Raw genomic sequence first — 16,681 nt, 5'->3', positions numbered from 1 at the left:
TATCATCCCTGTCGGGACGCTATGTGCAGCCTTGGTTACATCGCCCTCAGCACCTCAGGGAGTGCCTCCGCGATGCCGCTGGCGCTGACCGGCCCGCCGGCGGAGGCGAGGCTGCCCGCGCGGCCGTGGACGCTCGCGGCCATCGCCGCGATCCCGGCCCAGCGCTCGGCCGCGGAGACGCCAACGGAGCTGAAGGCCCCGGAGTCTTCGGCCAGCTGCGCCAGCAGGGACCCGAGCACACCCGCCAGAACGTCGCCGCTTCCGGCCGTTGCCAGCCAGGGGGTGGCCTCGGCCTGGCTGAAGACGCAACCCGAGGGCGCAGCCACCAGCGTGGTCGCGCCCTTGAGGAGGACTGTGGCCCCGGTCAGCCCACTGGCCCGCCTGGCTGCAGCGAGGGTGGAGTCCTCCACTCCGGTGCGACCGGGGTCAGCGCCGTATCGGGCCAGCAGCGCAGCCAGTTCGCCGGCATGCGGCGTCAGCACGAACCGGGGATCGAGGTCGCGCGGCAGGGCAGGCAGCGCCCCTGCGTCAGCCACGACAGGCAATCCGGTGGCTGCGGCTTCCCGGACGCGGTCGAGCTGCTCGGGGGCCTCTTCATCGAGGCCCGGGCCGAGGAGCCAGGCCTGGACATGGGTCTCCGCGGCGCTGCCGGTTCCGCACACGACCTCGGGGCAGGACCGGCGGACCAGGTCGGCGACGTCCGGCGGCCCAAGGTAGCGGACCATGCCCACCCCGGACGCCAACGCGCCGCGGCAGGCGAGCACCGCCGCGCCGGGGTACCGCTGCGAGCCGGCGACGACGCCCAGGACACCGCGGGAGTACTTGTGGGAGCGCCGCCCCGGATGGGGAAGCAGCACCGAGAGGTCCTCCGCTTCGAGGCGGCGCAGGAACGGCTCAGGCAGGGCAGCCTCGATTCCGATCGGAATGACGTGCACGCGGCCGGCGGAGTCCGCCCCGGGATCGGCCAGCAGTCCGGCTTTGGCCGCCCCGAAGGTGACCGTCAGATCCGCCCGGAGCACCGGGCTGTGGGCCTCGCCGCTATCGGCATCCACGCCGCTGGGAATGTCGCAGGCGACCACGAGTCCCCGACGCGAGCGTCCCAGAGCGTCGATCAGCGCGGCGGCCGGCCCCCGGAGCCCGCCCCGCGCGCCGGTGCCCAGGATCGCGTCAATGACGACGTCGGCCCGTGCGGCGGCCGCGGCTGCGGCGTTCGTGTTCTCCGAGGCCAGGCGGAGGACCCGGCCGCCGGCTTTTTCCAGCGCCGCGAGCCCTTCGGGGTGGGCCTCCCCTGCGGTGAGCACCGCCGTCGTCCGCATGCCGCGGCCGGCCAGCATGGCGGCGGCGAACAGCCCGTCCCCGCCGTTGTTTCCCTTGCCGGCGAGCACCGTGACGCTGGCGCCGTATAGGCGCTTCCCGCGGCCCCGGAGTTCCCGGACCACCGCGTTGGCCAGCCCGTATGCGGCCCGCTGCATAAGAACAGCGCCCATACCGTTGTCCAGGAACGGCTTTTCAGCCGTTCGTATCTGGGTTCCGGTATAGGCGCTGATCATGGTTCAGTCCATTCGCCGTGCAGTCAATGTGGGGAGTGCAGTCGCTGCGGAAAGTCCGGTTCGGTCCGGGCTGGTGACGCTTAGCCCTCGGCGATGACCGTCGCCGTGGCGATGCCGCCGTCGTGGCTCATGGACAAGTGCCAGCGCTTGACGCCCTTCGACTCCGCCACAGCCAGCACGGTGCCTTTGACCTGGACGGTGGGACCATTCTGGTCCAGCCCGATCCAGCAGTCCTGCCAGTTCATGCCGGCAGGAGCGCCCAGGACCTTGGCCACAGCCTCCTTGGCCGCGAACCGGGCAGCCAGGGAACGGGTGTTCAGTTCGCGTTCCGCGGGGACGAACAGCCGGTCGCGCAACCCGGGGGTCCGCTCCAACTGCCGGCCGAACCGTTCAATGTCTACGACGTCTACGCCAATGCCAACAATCATGGCGTTATTCTACGGTCACGCTCTTGGCCAGGTTGCGAGGCTGGTCCACGTCGTAACCCTTGGCCGAGGCCAGGGCAAGGGCAAAGATCTGCAGCGGAACCGTGCTGAGCAGCGGAGCCAGCAGTGTGGGGGTCTCCGGGATGTAGAAGACATGCTCGGCGTAGGCCTTGACGGCTTCGTCCCCCTCTTCCGCGATCACGATCGTCTTGGCGCCGCGCGCCCGGACTTCCTGGATGTTGGAGACAACCTTGGAGTGCAGCGAGTCGCGGCCGCGGGGCGAGGGAACCACCACGAAGACGGGCTGGCCCTCCTCGATCAGCGCAATCGGGCCGTGCTTGAGTTCACCGGCGGCAAAGCCCTCGGCGTGGATGTAGGCGAGCTCCTTGAGCTTGAGCGCGCCCTCCATCGCCACCGGGAAGCCGACGTGGCGGCCCAGGAACAGCACGGACTTGGCGTCCGCCATGGACTCGCCGAGCTCCTTGATCTGGGCTTCGTTGTCGAGGATCTGCTGGATCTTGGCGGGGATCTTGTTGAGGTCCGCGAGGATGTCCTTGATCTCGCCCTGGAACTTGTTGCCCCGCAGCTGGGCCAGGTAGAGGCCCAGGAGGTAAGCGGCGGTGATTTGTGCCAGGAAGGCCTTGGTGGAGGCGACGGCGATTTCCGGGCCGGCGTGGGTGTACAGCACGGCGTCGGATTCGCGCGGGATGGTCGACCCGTTGGTGTTGCAGATCGAGACGGTCTTGGCGCCCTGTTCCTTGGCGTAGCGGACGGCCATCAGGGTGTCCATGGTCTCGCCCGACTGGGAGATGGAGACAATCAGGGTGTTCTCGTCGACGATCGGGTCGCGGTAGCGGAATTCGTGGGAGAGCTCCACCTCGGTGGGAATCCGGCACCAGTGCTCGATCGCGTACTTGGCGACCTGACCGGCGTAGGCGGAGGTTCCGCAGGCAAGGACGATGATCTTGTCGACGCTCTTGAGGAGTTCCGGATCGACCCGGAGCTCGTCGAGGGTCAGCTTGCCGTTGATGTCCGAGCGGCCCAGCAGAGTCTGCAGGACGGCGTCCGGCTGGTCGTGGATTTCCTTTTCCATGAAGGACGGGAAGCCGCCCTTTTCCGCGGAGGCCGGGTCCCAGTTGACGTGGTATTCCTTGCCTTCGGCCGGGGCGCCGTAGAAGTCGGTGATCTCAACGGTGTCGGCGGTGATCGTGACGATCTGGTCCTGGCCGAGCTCGACGGCGCGGCGCGTGTAGTCGATGAAGCCGGAGACATCGGAGCCGAGGAAGTTCTCGCCCTCACCGAGGCCAACGACCAGCGGGGAGTTGCGGCGGGCCGCCACGACGACGTCGGGCTGGTCCGCGTGCACGGCGAGGAGGGTGAAGGCTCCTTCGAGGCGCTGGCAGGCGAGCTGCATGGCCTTCGTGAGGCCGCCGTTGGCGGGGTCGCCCTTGAGCTGGTTCCGGTAGATGTCGCCCAGGAGGGCGGCCGCGACCTCGGTATCGGTTTCGGAGAGGAACGTCACGCCCTTGCGCTTGAGTTCCAGCTTCAGCTCGGCGAAGTTTTCGATGATGCCGTTGTGGATCACGGCCAGCTTGCCCCCATCGGCGAGATGCGGGTGCGCGTTCTGGTCCGTCGGGCCGCCGTGGGTCGCCCAGCGTGTGTGACCGATGCCGGTCAGCGATTCCGGCAGCGGGCTGGCCTCGAGCTCGGCAATGAGGTTGCTCAGTTTGCCTGACTTCTTGCGGGAAGAAATCGTTCCGTCGGCTACTACGGCAATGCCCGCAGAGTCGTAGCCCCGGTACTCCAGGCGCCGCAATCCCTCAAGGACAACGTCCAGGGCATTGTGTCCAGTATTTACACGGCCAGCGGAGTGGCCCACATATCCAACGATTCCACACATGGGCTCAAGCCTAGCGGGTTTCCACGAGGGGGGACGTAGGATAAGCGCTCACAACACGCCGCCCGCCGCCTGTGCGGGGTTGTCCGCTGCCCGGCGGGGCCACCCATTTCGCTCTCGGCCCGGCGGAGGGCAGAATCTCTAGGGTGACTTTGCAACGCAATGAAGCGAACGGCGACGGCGGCTCCCCGTTCGTGGAGCTGGACCGGCAGACGTGGTCCCGGCTCGCTGCCCAGATGGAGCAGCCCCTCAACCAGGAGGACGTGCTCCGTCTCCGCGGCCTCGGCGATCCGCTCGACATGAAGGAAATCCGCGAGGTCTACCTCCCGTTGTCCCGGCTGCTTCACCTGTATGTCGAGGCGGCCGGCCAGCTCCATGCGGCAACCACCACCTTCCTGGGCGAGCAGACCCAGCGCACCCCGTTTGTGATAGGCGTCGCCGGTTCGGTGGCTGTGGGCAAGTCGACCATCGCCCGGGTGCTGCGCGAGATGCTCCGCCGCTGGCCCGGGACCCCCAACGTTGAACTCATCACCACGGACGGCTTCCTGTACCCGCTGGCGGAACTCAAGCGGCGCCAGCTCCTGGAGCGCAAGGGATTCCCGGAGTCCTATGACCGCCGCGCGCTGCTCCGGTTTGTGAGCGAAATCAAGGGCGGAGCCGAGGAAGTCCGCGCGCCCTGGTACTCCCACGTGACCTATGACATCGTCCCCGGGAAGGAAGTGGTGGTGCGCCGCCCCGACGTGCTGATCGTCGAGGGCCTGAACGTCCTGGCGCCGGCCCGTCCGCGGCATGACGGGCGGCAGGGGCTGGCCCTGAGTGACTTCTTCGATTTTTCCATCTATGTTGATGCCAAAACGTCCTACATCGAGGAGTGGTACGTGGACCGCTTCCGCAAACTGCGGACCACGGCGTTCGCCCAGCCGGAGTCCTACTTCCACCGTTACGCGACGCTCTCGGACGCCGAGGCGGAACAGACGGCCCGCGAGATCTGGAAGCGCATCAACGAACCGAACCTGGAGGAGAACGTCCTCCCCACCCGCGGCCGCGCGCAGCTGGTGCTGACCAAGGATGCCGACCACTCCATCCGCCGCATGCTGCTGCGCAAGGTCTAGCACAGGTGTGCTACGACGGGTCCGCGGAACGTCCGGAGGCGCCGGAGTCCCCCCGTCCCGCTCCGAGCAGGCGGGTCTTCGGCCGCCTGCTGCTGGCAGGATCGGGTTTCGCCGCCCTGAGCGCCTGCTCCCCTGAAACCGCCGGGCCGACGTCGTCCGCCGCTGCGGCGCCGTCCGCGGCGACGGCGACCTTCACCGCGACGCCGTCCGCTACGGCAAGCGCCACTCCGTCCGGGGAGCCTCTGTCGGGCAGCGCCGCGGCAACGGAGCCAGGGACCACACCGCCCGCGGCGCCTTCCGCCGCAGCCGCTCCCCTGCACTCGCTCACCGACCCCACAAGCCCGTGGGTGGTCGTGAACAAACACCGGCCGCTCTCCCCCGCCGCGTATGTGCCGTCCGACCTGGTCCAGCCACGCGTGCGCCTGGCCACCTCCGGTGAGGCGGCGCTGCTCAACAGCACGACGGCGGCAGCGGCGGAGAGGATGTTCGCGGCCGCCGCAGCCAGCGGAGTCGTCATCACGCTCGCAAGCGGCTACCGCTCGTTCAACACCCAGATCGCCACCTACAACAAGTGGGTGCAGGCGGACGGGCAGGCCGCTGCGGACACAGCCTCCGCGCGGCCCGGCTATTCAGAGCACCAGACCGGCTGGTCCTTCGACATCGGCGACGGCAGCGGGAGGGACAGCTTCAGGCCAGCGTTCGCCAGCCAGCCGGCAGCCGTCTGGGCGAAGGCCAACGCCCATTTGTTCGGCTTCGTGGTGCGCTACCCGTGGATGTTCCACGAGATCACCGGCTATTACTACGAGCCCTGGCATCTGCGCTACGTGGGTGTGGAAGCGGCCGGCGAGATGAACACCCGGGGCATTGCGACCCTCGAGGAATACTTCGGGCTGGAAGCGGCACCGGCGTACCGCTAGCCGGGTCCTGAGTGCTCCGGCGGCTCACGCGGCGCCGCACACCGACACGGAGCCGGAAACTTACCTCCTCGACACAGGGAGTTCACGCGGCCGGGTTACCTTGGGGACATGCTGACAGGATTCAAGAACTTCATACTCAAGGGCAATGTCGTAGACCTTGCCGTCGCAGTCGTCATCGGTACCGCATTTGGCGCCGTGGTAACGGCACTGGTTCAGAGCGTCCTTATGCCCTTCATCGCAGGCCTGGTCGGTTCGCCCAACTTCGACAGCTTTGCCGTCGTGACGCTGAACGGCAACGACATCAAGTTCGGCGTGCTGCTGACGGCTATCGTCAACTTCCTGCTGGTCGCGGCCGCGATCTACTTCGTGGTGGTGGTGCCGATGAACCACATGATCGAACGGCGCAACCGCCGCCTCGGTATCGACCCGGACGTCAAGGAAGAGGCGGCCGAGGATCCGCAGATCGCCCTGCTGACGGAAATCCGTGACGCCCTGCGCGCGGAGCGAACCCTCTAGCAGCAACCAACCGAAAATGGCGCGTCCCCTTGGGGGACGCGCCATTTTTTGTTGAAGATCGGCCGATTCAGTCGGCGACAAGCTCCAGGGCCAGCTCAGTGCGGACCACCTGCGACAGGCGTTCAGCCACGGCCTGGGCGGTCTCCTGGGAGGCCGCCTCAACCATGACGCGCACCACCGGTTCCGTGCCGGAGGGGCGGAGCAGCACACGGCCGGTATCGCCCAGCTCGGCCTCGGCAAGGGCTACAGCCTCCGCCACGGCTTCATCACCCTTGACGCGGGTGCGGTCCACGCCCCTGACATTGATCAGGACCTGTGGAAGTTTGGTCATCACTGCGGCCAGTTCCTTCAGCGGACGGCCTGTGAGGGCCACCTGCGCCGCAATCTGCAGGCCGGTGAGAACGCCGTCACCCGTTGTGGCGTGGTCGGCAAAGATCACGTGGCCGGACTGCTCGCCGCCGAGGTTGAAGCCGCCTTCGCGCATCCCTTCCAGGACGTAGCGGTCGCCAACGCCGGTTTCGCGCAGGCTGATGCCGGCCTCGCGCAAGGCGATCTTGAGTCCAAGGTTGCTCATCACGGTGGCGACGAGAACGTCGTCCTTGAGCTTGCCGGAAGCTTTCAGGGCCACGGCGAGGATGGCCATGATCTCATCGCCGTCCACTTCGCTACCTTCGTGGTCCACCGCAAGGCAGCGGTCGGCGTCGCCGTCGTGCGCAATGCCCAGATCGGCTCCGTGCTGCAGGACCGCCTGCTTCAGCGGGCCCAGGTGAGTGGACCCGACGCCTTCGTTGATGTTGAGGCCGTCCGGTTCGGCTCCGATGACAATGACATCGGCGCCGGCATCCTTGAAGACCTGGGGGGAACAGCCGCTCGCCGCGCCGTGCGCGCAATCCAGCACGACCTTGAGCCCGTCCAGGCGGTGCGGGAGGGTGCCGAGCAGATGGACGATATAGCGGTCCTCGGCGTCGGAGAAGCGCTGGATCCGGCCCACGTCTCCCCCGACCGGGCGGAAGGGCTCCTTGCCGAGCTGTTCCTCGATGGCGTCTTCCACATCGTCAGGAAGCTTCTGGCCGCCGCGGGCAAAGAACTTGATGCCGTTATCCGGAGCGGGGTTGTGCGAGGCGGAGATCATCACGCCGAAGTCGGCGTCCAGGTCGGCCACGAGATAGGCCGCGGCGGGGGTCGGGAGCACGCCGGCGTCATAGACGTCGATCCCGGAGCTTGAGAGCCCCGCTTCCACCGCAGCCGCAATGAACTCACCGCTGGCGCGGGGGTCCCGGGCAACCACGGCACGCGGCCGCGTTGCGCTGGTATTGCGGTCGTGGCCAAGCACGACGGCGGCGGCCTGGGCCAGCTGCAACGCCAGCTCGGCCGTCAGCAGGCCGTTCGCCAAGCCCCGGACACCATCTGTTCCAAATAATCTAGACATCGGCTCAAGTTTAGTCGACGCCCGGAGCAAGTCCGACTTAACGGCGAAAGCCCGCCCCGCAAAATGCGGGACGGGCTTCCGTGCAAGCGCGATTCGCGCTTGGAAGCGGAATTAACGCTTTGGGATCCGAGCGCTGAAAAGCGCCGCGGGTCCCAGCGGGCGGTCGCGTCAGCGGCCGCCTGCTGGGCAGGCGCTTTTTAGCGCTTGGAGTACTGCTGAGCCTTACGGGCCTTCTTGAGACCAGCCTTCTTGCGCTCGATGACGCGGGCGTCACGACGCAGGTAACCGGCCTTCTTCAGGGTGGCGCGGTTGTTCTCGGTGTCGATCTCGTTCAGCGAACGGGCGATGCCGAGGCGCAGGGCACCGGCCTGGCCGGAGATGCCGCCACCGTGGATGCGGGCAATGACGTCGTAGGCGCCATCAAGATCGAGGATCTTGAAGGGCTCGTTGACGTCCTGCTGGTGCAGCTTGTTCGGGAAGTAGTTGGCCAGCTCGCGGCCGTTGATGGTCCACTTGCCGGAGCCCGGTACAACGCGAACGCGGGCAACAGCTTCCTTGCGACGGCCAACTGCAGCGCCGGCAACGGTCAGGGCCGGGCGTTCCTTCTTGGGCGCTTCTGCTTCCGCAGGACCGCTTTCCGAGGTGTAGCTGGTCAGGTTTTCCTCAGCCACGACGGCCTCGGTGGTCTCTTCGTTCTGAGCCACGATTCTCCTTGTATAAATAAGTTGTTTGGTGGCCAGGACTACTGGGCGACCTGGGTGATTTCGAAAGTCTTGGGCTGCTGGGCGGCGTGGGGGTGCTCGGCACCCTTGTAGACCTTCAGCTTGCCCAGCTGCTGTGCAGCGAGGGAATTCTTCGGGAGCATGCCCTTGATGGCCTTCTCCACGGCGCGGACCGGGTTGGATTCCAGGAGCTCCGCGTAGTTGACGGAGGTCAGGCCGCCCGGGTAGCCGGAGTGGCGGTATGCGCGCTTCTGCTCCAGCTTGGCGCCGGTGAGGGCAACCTTTTCAGCGTTGATGATGATGACGAAGTCGCCCATGTCCATGTGGGACGCAAAGGTGGCCTTGTGCTTGCCGCGCAGCAGGATTGCGGTCTGGCTGGCAAGACGACCAAGGACAACGTCGGTGGCGTCAATGACGTGCCACTGGCGGTTGATATCGCCGGGCTTCGGGGTGTACGTACGCACGGTGTTTGCCTCGTTCTTGTTCTGGCGTTCTTGTTTTAGGCGTCACTCGAAGGTGCACCTACTATCTATGCGCTACCGGAACAGAGGTGAGGGCTCTATGTAACCAGTCATCCTGAGGTCTCGAATGTGCACGTTGAGTAGTCATCCTGCAACCGGATTCCCAAGCGGGCACGCATCATCGAGAAGGACACGCACAACGACTACCAAGAATAGCCGATGACGTGTCACTGGGTCAAAATGGGGTGTCCGGATGCATCTCGCCCGCCCCGGCCCGCCGCATCCCAGGAGGAACCGTGTTCGACACCGCCGCCGCTGACTCCGCAACGCCGCTGTTTATTGCCGGGATCGGGCTGGCCGGCGCGGGCCTGGGGTTACTGGCCGGACTGTTCACCGGCCGCGCCCTCCCCCAGCTGGCCGGCGACGCCTCCAGCCGGGCGAGAATTACGACGGCGGCGGTCACCTTTGTTCTCTCGGCGCTGCTGGCGTGGCGTTTCGGCGCGGCCGCCGAACTGCCGGCCTATCTGGTCCTGGCCGTCGTCGGAGTGCAACTCGCCCGCATCGACCTGCTGCACCACCTGCTTCCGAATCGGCTGGTGTTCCCCCTACTGGGTGCCGGGCTGCTCCTGCTTTCAATATCAGCTGTGGGCGCCGGCGAGGGGGGAAACCTGCTCCGCGGCGCAACCGGCGCCGTCACAATGTTCGTTTTGTACCTCATTCTGGCTCTGACCAGCGGAAACGGCCTCGGAATGGGCGATGTAAAGCTCGCGGCACCACTTGGACTGTACTTGGGCTACTTAGGCTGGCCGCAATTGTTCTACGGCGGAGCCCTGGGCTTCGTGGCGGGCGGCCTGGCCTCGGTGGTCCTGGTGCTCAAAACCCGCGGAAACAAGCCGCGGGAAGTCCCTTACGGCCCCTCCATGCTGGCGGCCGGGCTCGGCGTCATCCTTCTCCTTCGTTAACTCCTGTCACTCCTGTACCTCCTGCACTCACTAGTAAGCAGGCGTATCAAAACAAGTAGTTGCCGACCGACCGCAGGCACCAACTGAGTACTCCGTCAAATGACCACAGGTGTTGGCCTCATTTTGCTCCCAAGAAGTCGAGTATCTGCCGGCATTGCATGCCCGATAATTGCCGTGCAAATGTTGTCCCAACGGACCTCCAGCAAATAAGCACAGGGGGATTTGCCGGCATCCGTTTCATATTCAAATCTCTGGAAAAGGAAAATGAAATGACTGGTCTCATGGTCTCAATGCTCACTTTTATCTCCGGCGTCAAAAACAAGCTCGAATCCGAAAAGGGCGCCACCGCCGTTGAATACGGCCTGCTGGTCGCACTTATCGCCGCCGCCATCGTTGGGCTGGTCGCCACTCTCGGCGGTCAGATCGCGACGGGATTCACGACCGTCACAACCGAGCTGGCCAAGATAAAGCCTTAGCCAATCCACCCAGAATCCCAAGGGCGGGCGCGGCACTTCGGACATCAGCTCCGCTGGAGCCGCGCCCACTCCTGGGATTTAGGGATTTGGGGCCGCGGGCTTCCGTCCACGGAGTACAGCACAGGGTTTTGTAACCTGCGGGAAATGCGAGTATTTCGCACGGCATTCGAGGCAAATCTTGCCGGCATCTCGCACACAATGGCAATACGCTTTTCATTCTTTGACCGCTCTCTGCCGTTAGACAACAGATATACAGGCCGCAGCTTCCAAGGACTTCGACCGGTTCGTCTCAGCGAACCTCAACGCTGCCAGGACCATGCAACTACGGTCTACGTGTCTTTGATTTCGGCAATAACTGGCTCGGGCACCTTCTTCATCATCATTGAAAGGCCTGGAAGTGAAAAATCGCCTGCTGGGAGGCATTGTCGCACTTGTGCTGGCATTAGTTGGCACAGTGCTATTGGTCTCATACGTTCAAGCATCGGAAGCCCGGGCCCAGCAGGGCCTGAAACCCGTTGAAGTACTCGTGGTCCAGAACCAGATCCCCCAAGGATCCGATCTTGGCCAGATCACATCCGCAGTCAAACTCACCTCACTGCCCTCCGGGTCAGTACCGGACGGTGCCCTGAAGAGCCTGGACGGCCTGACGGGACAGGTGGCAGCGGTTGATCTGCTTCCCGGGGAGACACTGCTCGGTGCCAGGCTCGTGGCTCCGGACAGCCTGTCCGCGCCGGGTTCCGCCGCTGTTCCCGCAGGTATGCAGGAGATCTCGGTCCAACTTGAGGCGCAGCAGGTAGTCGGTGGCCGAGTCGCCGCCGGAGACACCGTGGGTATAGTCGTCCTCTTTGATAAGGGCGCCCTCAAGGACTCCCCGGATCTCGAATCCGGCCAGCAGGTCTTTCACAAGGTCCTGGTAACGAGCGTGCAGCGGTCGATGCCCAGGGAGTCGGCCGGCAGCGACCCTGCCACCCAAGCCAATACGGAATTGCCCACCGGACAGCTGATCGTGACCTTTGCGCGAGACGAGGCCGATTCCGTGAAGATCGCCTTCGCCGCCAAATTCGGAAGCTTGTGGCTCACCAAGGAGCCGTCCACGGCCGCCGAAGGCACCCCGGTCATTGTGAAGAAGCCGGAGCTGTACCGATGAGCCGCTTCGTACTGATCACGTCAGATCCAGCATTCGAACGGCGCGTAAGGCAGGCGGCCGCCGGATTGCACGGCACGTTTCACGCGATAGCGGCCGACTACCTTCCGCCTGGTCCCGACGACCTGCTCACGGTCCTCAACGGCGACCCTGTCGAAGTCATCATGCTTGGGCCGGGGCTCCCGCTGGAAGATTCCCTCCGTCTGGCCAGCCTTTTTGACCTCCAGTACCCGGAAGTCAGCATGGTCCTGGTCGTCGAGGATGAAGAAGGAATCGCCCTTCCCGCCATGCGGGCCGGCATCAGGGACCTGCTCCAGCCGGGTTCCGATGTCCAGACCATCCGCTCGCTGCTGGAACGGGCCAGTCTGGCAGCCGCGGGACGGCGTCGCGGACTGGGGAACTCCGTCGAGGGACAGCCCCAGAGCGGCCGGATCATCGCGGTCATGTCCCCCAAGGGCGGCGTGGGCAAAACAACCATCACCACCAACCTTGCGGTGGGCTTGGGCAAAAGTGCTCCCATGAAAGTCGTGGTGGTTGATCTTGACCTCCAGTTCGGCGATGTTGCTTCAGGGCTGATGTTGGAACCGGAGAAGACGTTGGCAGATGCGGTGGTCGGGGCAGCGGTCCTTGACAGCGTGGTGCTGAAGTCCTATCTAACGTTGCATCCTTCTGGCATCTACGCCCTTTGTGCCCCTCTCCGGCCTACCGACGCCGACCAGATATCGGGCGAACAGGTAGGCCGGCTCCTGAGCCAGTTGTCCAACGAATTCCAGTACGTGGTGGTCGACACCGCACCGGGCCTGGGCGAGCACGTTCTTGCAACTCTGGAACTGGCCACCGATGCTGTCTGGGTTTGTGGCATGGACATTCCGAGCATCCGGGGACTGCGCGCCGGGTTCGGCGTCCTCGCCGACCTCGATCTTGTGCCGGCGAACCGCCACGTCGTGCTCAACTTCGCAGATCGACGGACCGGGCTGACGCTGAAAGACGTTGAGGCCACCATTGGATGTTCCGTGGACGTCGTTCTGCCTCGATCGCGGGCCGTGCCCTACTCCACGAACAAGGGCGTTCCACTTCTGGAGGACGGCACCAGGGACCCGGTGACCAAAGGACTGCGGCAGTTCGCGGAAAGGTTCAGCGGGGGCGGGAATCCCCGACCCAACAAGAAACTTCACGGAAGGGCCGGAGTCGTATGAACCTCACCGAGCGTTTCGAATCCCTCCGTGGCGGCAACCCCGAGGCTTCGTCGACTCCACGACCGTCCGGCGGCCCCTGGGCCGTCGGATCTGCGGACGCTGCCCCGTTGACTTCCAGCGCTGCCGAGCCGAGAATCCCAGGCTCGGACGCCAGCGATGCCCTGAACGCAGTCAAGGACCGCGCAAGCGCCGCTCTGTACGAGCGCATGGGTGGACGCATCACCGACCCGACGCTCGACGAGTCGGAGCTGCAAAGCTACGTCAAAGAAGAGCTGCGGGCCATCGTGGAAGAAGACGACATTCCCCTGACTGCCGCCGAACGGCACAGGCTGGTCCAGGAGATCATCGACGATGTGTTGGGACTCGGGCCCCTTCAGAAGTTCCTGAATGAGTCGGCAGTTTCCGAAATAATGGTCAACGGACCGGAACGGGTGTACGTAGAGCGCGAGGGCAAACTGACCCTGACGAATGCACGGTTCAGCTCGGAGGACCACCTGCGCCGGATCATCGAACGAATCGTCACCAAGGTCGGACGGCGGATCGACGAGTCTTCCCCGATGGTGGACGCCCGCCTCGCCGACGGATCACGCGTCAACGCGATCATCCCCCCGCTGGCAGTGAACGGTGCATCGCTGACGATTCGAAAATTCGGGCAGGTGCCCTTGACCGTCGACAACTTGATCTCCTTCGGAACCTTGACTCCGGAAATGGCGGAGCTGCTGCAGGCCTGTGTTCAGGCCCGGCTGAATATCCTGGTCTCCGGCGGCACGGGCACAGGAAAAACGACCCTCCTCAACGTCCTCTCCTCCTTCCTGCCGGACGACGAACGCATTGTCACCATCGAAGACGCCGTCGAACTCCAATTGCAGCAGGGCCATGTGGTGCGGCTGGAAAGCCGGCCCCGGAACATCGAGGGCAAGGGCGAGATTTCCATTCGCGATCTGGTCAAGAATTCCCTCCGCATGAGGCCGGACCGGATTGTCATCGGCGAGGTCCGCGGCGGCGAATCACTCGACATGTTGCAGGCAATGAACACCGGACACGATGGATCGATTTCCACCGTGCACGCCAACTCTCCCCGTGATGCCATTGCACGCCTTGAAACCTTGGTGCTCATGGCCGGCATGGACCTGCCTCTGCGCGCAATTCGCGAACAGATCGCATCGGCCATCAACCTCATCGTCCATATCTCCCGGCTCAGGGACGGTACACGGCGCGTCACCCACGTCACCGAGGTCCAGGGCATGGAAGGGGACGTCGTCACTCTCCAGGATGCCTTCACCTTCGACTACAGCGCCGGCCTCGACGCGCAGGGGCGGTTCCTCGGCCGCCCCACGCCCACCGGCGTCAGGCCCCGCTTTGCGGAACACTTCGCAGAGCTGGGAATCACACTCTCACCGGCCGTCTTCGGAACCTCGCACGGAGGCGGTGGGTACCGGTGAACCCAGCAAACCCGATCTACTTCGCACTAGGTGTTGGGCTTTGCCTTGTGGCTCTGTCCATCCTGCTGTTCTCCACCCTCGGGATAGGAAAAAAGGGAATCGCTTTGTCGCGGCGGCGGCCAGGGGGCGAGGAGGCCGACTCACTGCTGGCCCGGGTGGCGGAGTCCGCAGTCACCTTTGTAGATGGAAAGGTCAGCCGGAATGCCCGCTTCGGTGCAAGAGAGTCACTGGAGCAGGCCGGTCTGCACATCCGGCCCGCGGACTTCATCCTGCTTGTCTGCTGCATCGGCGTTACAGCAGGTCTGGTCGGATTCGCCTCAGGCGGAGTTCTCACGGGGCTGTTGCTGCTTGGGATCACGCCCGTGAGTGCCGTGCTCTTCCTAAGAATTCTCGCCAACCGCCGGCGCGCGAAATTCGAGGATCAGCTTGGAGACACCCTGCAAATGCTGGCGGGAGGGCTGCGGGCAGGCCACAGCCTCTTGCGGTCCGTCGACGCCGTCGCCCAAGAGTCAGGGTCCCCCACAGCGGAGGAATTCGCCCGACTAGTCAATGAAACGAGGTTGGGTCGTGACCTGAAGGATTCGATGCTGGATGCTGCCAGGCGCCTCAAGAGCGAGGATTTCGACTGGACCGGTCAAGCCATCGAGATCCACCGCGAAGTCGGCGGCGACCTAGCGGAAGTTCTGGACCACGTCGGTGAAACCATCCGCGAACGCTCCGAAATTAAGGGGCAGGTCCAGTCCCTGGGCGCAGAAGGCAAGCTCTCCGCCTACATCCTGGTTGCCTTGCCCGTTGGGATGTTCGTGTACCTCAGCGCAGCCAATCCCTCGTACATAGGGGCCCTGTACACAGATGTCCTGGGCTGGGCAATGCTCGGCGGTTCAGTGGTGCTGCTGGCTCTGGGGTCCTGGTGGCTCAGCCGCGTCGTGAAGATCAAGTTCTAGGAGGATCGCCGTGAATGCAGTGGCGTGGCTAATGGTCGGACTCATCGTCGTTCCAATTTCCGGGATGATGTGGTCCCTCATCTCGGTCGACCGCGGGGGCTCGGCCGCGGTCCGGAGCAACCTCGGCAGGGGAAATCGCCCGGTGGAGGAACGCCCTGCCGTAACAGGGCAGCGTGGACCAGCGGGCCTCGGCAGCCGGCTGACACCCAAGGGCTACGCAGGGTGGCTGGACAAACTCCTGGCCAAGGCCGGGCGGCCAGTCATCATGCCCCTCGAGCGCCTCCTAATTGCCAAGCCTGCCCTGGCCCTCGTCACGGCGTTCTGTAGCATGCTCTTGGTTTCCAAGCCGCAGCCCGGCAACGTCCTGCTGTTCGCGGCCCTCTTGCCGGTGCTCGCCTACTTTGTTCCGGACATCCTGATCCACGGCCGCGGTGCCGAGCGCCAGAAGGCCATCGAAATGGAGCTGCCGAATACCCTCGACCAGATGCTGATCTCGGTCGAGGCCGGCCTGGGATTCGAATTGGCGATGGCGCGGGCAGGACAGAACGGCAAGGGTGCCCTGGCGGAAGAGCTTGTCCGGACGCTTCAGGACATGCAGGTCGGCCGAAGCCGCAAGGATGCCTACCTTTCCATGGCCGAAAGAACCGATGTACCGGATCTGCGCAGCTTCGTGCGCTCCGTGGTGCAGGCGGACGCCTATGGCATCGCACTGGCCGGCGTGCTTCGTACCCAGGCCAAGCAGATGAGGGTCAAGCGGCGCCAACGTGCCGAAGAGAAAGCGATGAAACTGCCCGTCAAGGTCTTGTTCCCCCTCATGTTTTGCATCCTCCCCGTTCTCTTCGTCGTCATCATCGGACCCGGAGTCATAGGTGTCATGCAGAACATGATCGGCGCCTACTAGGGCAATCCGCCCGGCGTCTCGTGCGAGCCGGCACCCAGTTATTGACCATATGGATCAAAGGAGCAACAGATGTTTAGGTTCCCACCAGGAAGCCGGCCGAACCGGGACGGCCGGCAACGCGGTGCCGCGGCTGTGGAATTCGCCCTGATCGTTCCGCTGATGCTTTCCCTCGTCCTGGGCGTGATCGACTTCGGCATGGCCTTTGCGCAGACAATTAATCTCCAAGGCGCGGCGCGGGAAGCCGCGCGGCAGGGTGTCACGCAGGGTGACGTGATCGCGTCAGCGAGCCGGGCACGGGGCCTGCTGGACGACAACAAGCTCCAATCAAGATTCACCGTCGACACGTCGGCAGGGACCCCCGGAGTCATGGTCGTCTGCCTTCGCTATCCCCAGTCCTCGCTCTCCGGATTCTTTGCGTGGGCCCTGGCCAGCGACTTCGAAGCCAAGGCCGTCATGCGTATGGAAGGCGCCGCTCCCGCGGCATCCGGATCGCAGCATTGGAATGGAGGATCATGCTCCGCCTGACACCAGCACAATCCGGCCAGGTCCGGGCCCGCCGGGCAGCACGCGACCGCCACCCTGACCGG

18 protein-coding genes are annotated in these 16,681 nt (G+C 64.8%); 11 read left to right on the top strand and 7 right to left on the bottom strand.

From position 1 onward, the window contains the following. Nucleotides 1-35: 35 nt before the first annotated feature. The 3 genes from AC1DC5_RS02030 to glmS all read right to left on the bottom strand — a co-directional run bounded on the left by AC1DC5_RS02030 (nt 36) and on the right by glmS (nt 3,875). The gene (locus AC1DC5_RS02030) at nt 36-1,550 is read right to left on the bottom strand and encodes an NAD(P)H-hydrate epimerase (RefSeq protein ID WP_476864010.1); all 1,515 of its coding nucleotides are present in this window, start codon (nt 1,548-1,550) and stop codon (nt 36-38) included. Nucleotides 1,551-1,630: 80 nt separating this feature from the next. Then, on the bottom strand, nt 1,631-1,978 hold the full coding sequence (locus AC1DC5_RS02025) for a holo-ACP synthase (protein ID WP_024366340.1): 348 nt from the start codon (nt 1,976-1,978) through the stop codon (nt 1,631-1,633). 4 nt (nt 1,979-1,982) lie between these two features. Further along, on the bottom strand, nt 1,983-3,875 hold the full coding sequence (gene glmS, locus AC1DC5_RS02020) for a glutamine--fructose-6-phosphate transaminase (isomerizing) (protein ID WP_476864009.1): 1,893 nt from the start codon (nt 3,873-3,875) through the stop codon (nt 1,983-1,985). A 143-nt stretch (nt 3,876-4,018) separates the two neighbouring features. On the opposite strand from glmS, the gene coaA reads away from it, so the two are divergent. Then, nucleotides 4,019-4,984: a type I pantothenate kinase gene (gene coaA, locus AC1DC5_RS02015; RefSeq protein ID WP_346925930.1), complete on the top strand. Its 966-nt coding sequence runs from the start codon at nt 4,019-4,021 to the stop codon at nt 4,982-4,984. A gap of 10 nt (nt 4,985-4,994) precedes the next feature. Here the strand turns inward: coaA and AC1DC5_RS02010 are convergent, their stop codons facing one another. Further along, nucleotides 4,995-5,210, bottom strand: coding sequence for a hypothetical protein (locus tag AC1DC5_RS02010; RefSeq protein WP_476864008.1), 216 nt, complete (start codon nt 5,208-5,210; stop codon nt 4,995-4,997). Between the two features lie 127 nt (nt 5,211-5,337). On the opposite strand from AC1DC5_RS02010, the gene AC1DC5_RS02005 reads away from it, so the two are divergent. Next, on the top strand, nt 5,338-5,901 hold the full coding sequence (locus AC1DC5_RS02005) for a M15 family metallopeptidase (protein WP_476864007.1): 564 nt from the start codon (nt 5,338-5,340) through the stop codon (nt 5,899-5,901). A gap of 108 nt (nt 5,902-6,009) precedes the next feature. After that, on the top strand, nt 6,010-6,417 hold the full coding sequence (gene mscL, locus AC1DC5_RS02000; RefSeq protein ID WP_476864006.1) for a large conductance mechanosensitive channel protein MscL: 408 nt from the start codon (nt 6,010-6,012) through the stop codon (nt 6,415-6,417). 67 nt (nt 6,418-6,484) lie between these two features. Here mscL and glmM read toward each other — a convergent pair whose 3' ends face one another. From glmM to rplM, 3 genes are all read right to left on the bottom strand, one after another. Beyond that, complete coding sequence (gene glmM / locus AC1DC5_RS01995) at nt 6,485-7,846, bottom strand: phosphoglucosamine mutase (RefSeq protein WP_476864005.1); 1,362 nt, start codon at nt 7,844-7,846, stop codon at nt 6,485-6,487. Nucleotides 7,847-8,043: 197 nt separating this feature from the next. Further along, the gene (gene rpsI, locus AC1DC5_RS01990) at nt 8,044-8,550 is read right to left on the bottom strand and encodes a 30S ribosomal protein S9 (protein WP_120951090.1); all 507 of its coding nucleotides are present in this window, start codon (nt 8,548-8,550) and stop codon (nt 8,044-8,046) included. 38 nt (nt 8,551-8,588) lie between these two features. Continuing rightward, nucleotides 8,589-9,032, bottom strand: a complete 444-nt coding sequence (rplM, locus tag AC1DC5_RS01985; protein WP_056425332.1) for a 50S ribosomal protein L13 — start codon at nt 9,030-9,032, stop codon at nt 8,589-8,591. Nucleotides 9,033-9,325: 293 nt separating this feature from the next. Here rplM and AC1DC5_RS01980 point away from each other — a divergent pair, with 293 nt between their 5' ends. The 8 genes from AC1DC5_RS01980 to AC1DC5_RS01945 all read left to right on the top strand — a co-directional run bounded on the left by AC1DC5_RS01980 (nt 9,326) and on the right by AC1DC5_RS01945 (nt 16,619). Next, entirely contained in the window at nt 9,326-9,991 is a 666-nt protein-coding gene (locus tag AC1DC5_RS01980) for a prepilin peptidase (RefSeq protein WP_476864004.1), read from the top strand. 269 nt (nt 9,992-10,260) lie between these two features. Next, nucleotides 10,261-10,467, top strand: a complete 207-nt coding sequence (locus AC1DC5_RS01975; RefSeq protein ID WP_476864003.1) for a Flp family type IVb pilin — start codon at nt 10,261-10,263, stop codon at nt 10,465-10,467. Between the two features lie 397 nt (nt 10,468-10,864). Then, the gene (cpaB, locus tag AC1DC5_RS01970) at nt 10,865-11,614 is read left to right on the top strand and encodes a Flp pilus assembly protein CpaB (RefSeq protein WP_476864002.1); all 750 of its coding nucleotides are present in this window, start codon (nt 10,865-10,867) and stop codon (nt 11,612-11,614) included. After that, nucleotides 11,611-12,807 (top strand): CpaE/TadZ family protein, encoded by a 1,197-nt coding sequence (locus tag AC1DC5_RS01965; protein ID WP_476864001.1) that lies wholly within the window; start codon nt 11,611-11,613, stop codon nt 12,805-12,807. Before cpaB ends, AC1DC5_RS01965 begins: the two co-directional genes overlap by 4 nt. Then, nucleotides 12,804-14,249 (top strand): CpaF family protein, encoded by a 1,446-nt coding sequence (locus AC1DC5_RS01960; protein WP_476864000.1) that lies wholly within the window; start codon nt 12,804-12,806, stop codon nt 14,247-14,249. The genes AC1DC5_RS01965 and AC1DC5_RS01960 overlap by 4 nt, the downstream gene beginning before the upstream one ends. Before the next feature lie 47 nt (nt 14,250-14,296). After that, nucleotides 14,297-15,193 (top strand): type II secretion system F family protein, encoded by an 897-nt coding sequence (locus tag AC1DC5_RS01955; RefSeq protein ID WP_476863999.1) that lies wholly within the window; start codon nt 14,297-14,299, stop codon nt 15,191-15,193. Nucleotides 15,194-15,203: 10 nt separating this feature from the next. After that, nucleotides 15,204-16,094 (top strand): type II secretion system F family protein, encoded by an 891-nt coding sequence (locus tag AC1DC5_RS01950; protein WP_476863998.1) that lies wholly within the window; start codon nt 15,204-15,206, stop codon nt 16,092-16,094. 69 nt (nt 16,095-16,163) lie between these two features. Beyond that, entirely contained in the window at nt 16,164-16,619 is a 456-nt protein-coding gene (locus AC1DC5_RS01945) for a TadE/TadG family type IV pilus assembly protein (RefSeq protein WP_476863997.1), read from the top strand. Nucleotides 16,620-16,681: the final 62 nt, after the last annotated feature.

Source organism: Arthrobacter sp. 10L424, assembly GCF_056395325.1.
The sequence above is the reverse complement of the archived record's forward strand: the minus strand, read 5'-3'. Positions and strand labels throughout refer to the sequence as shown.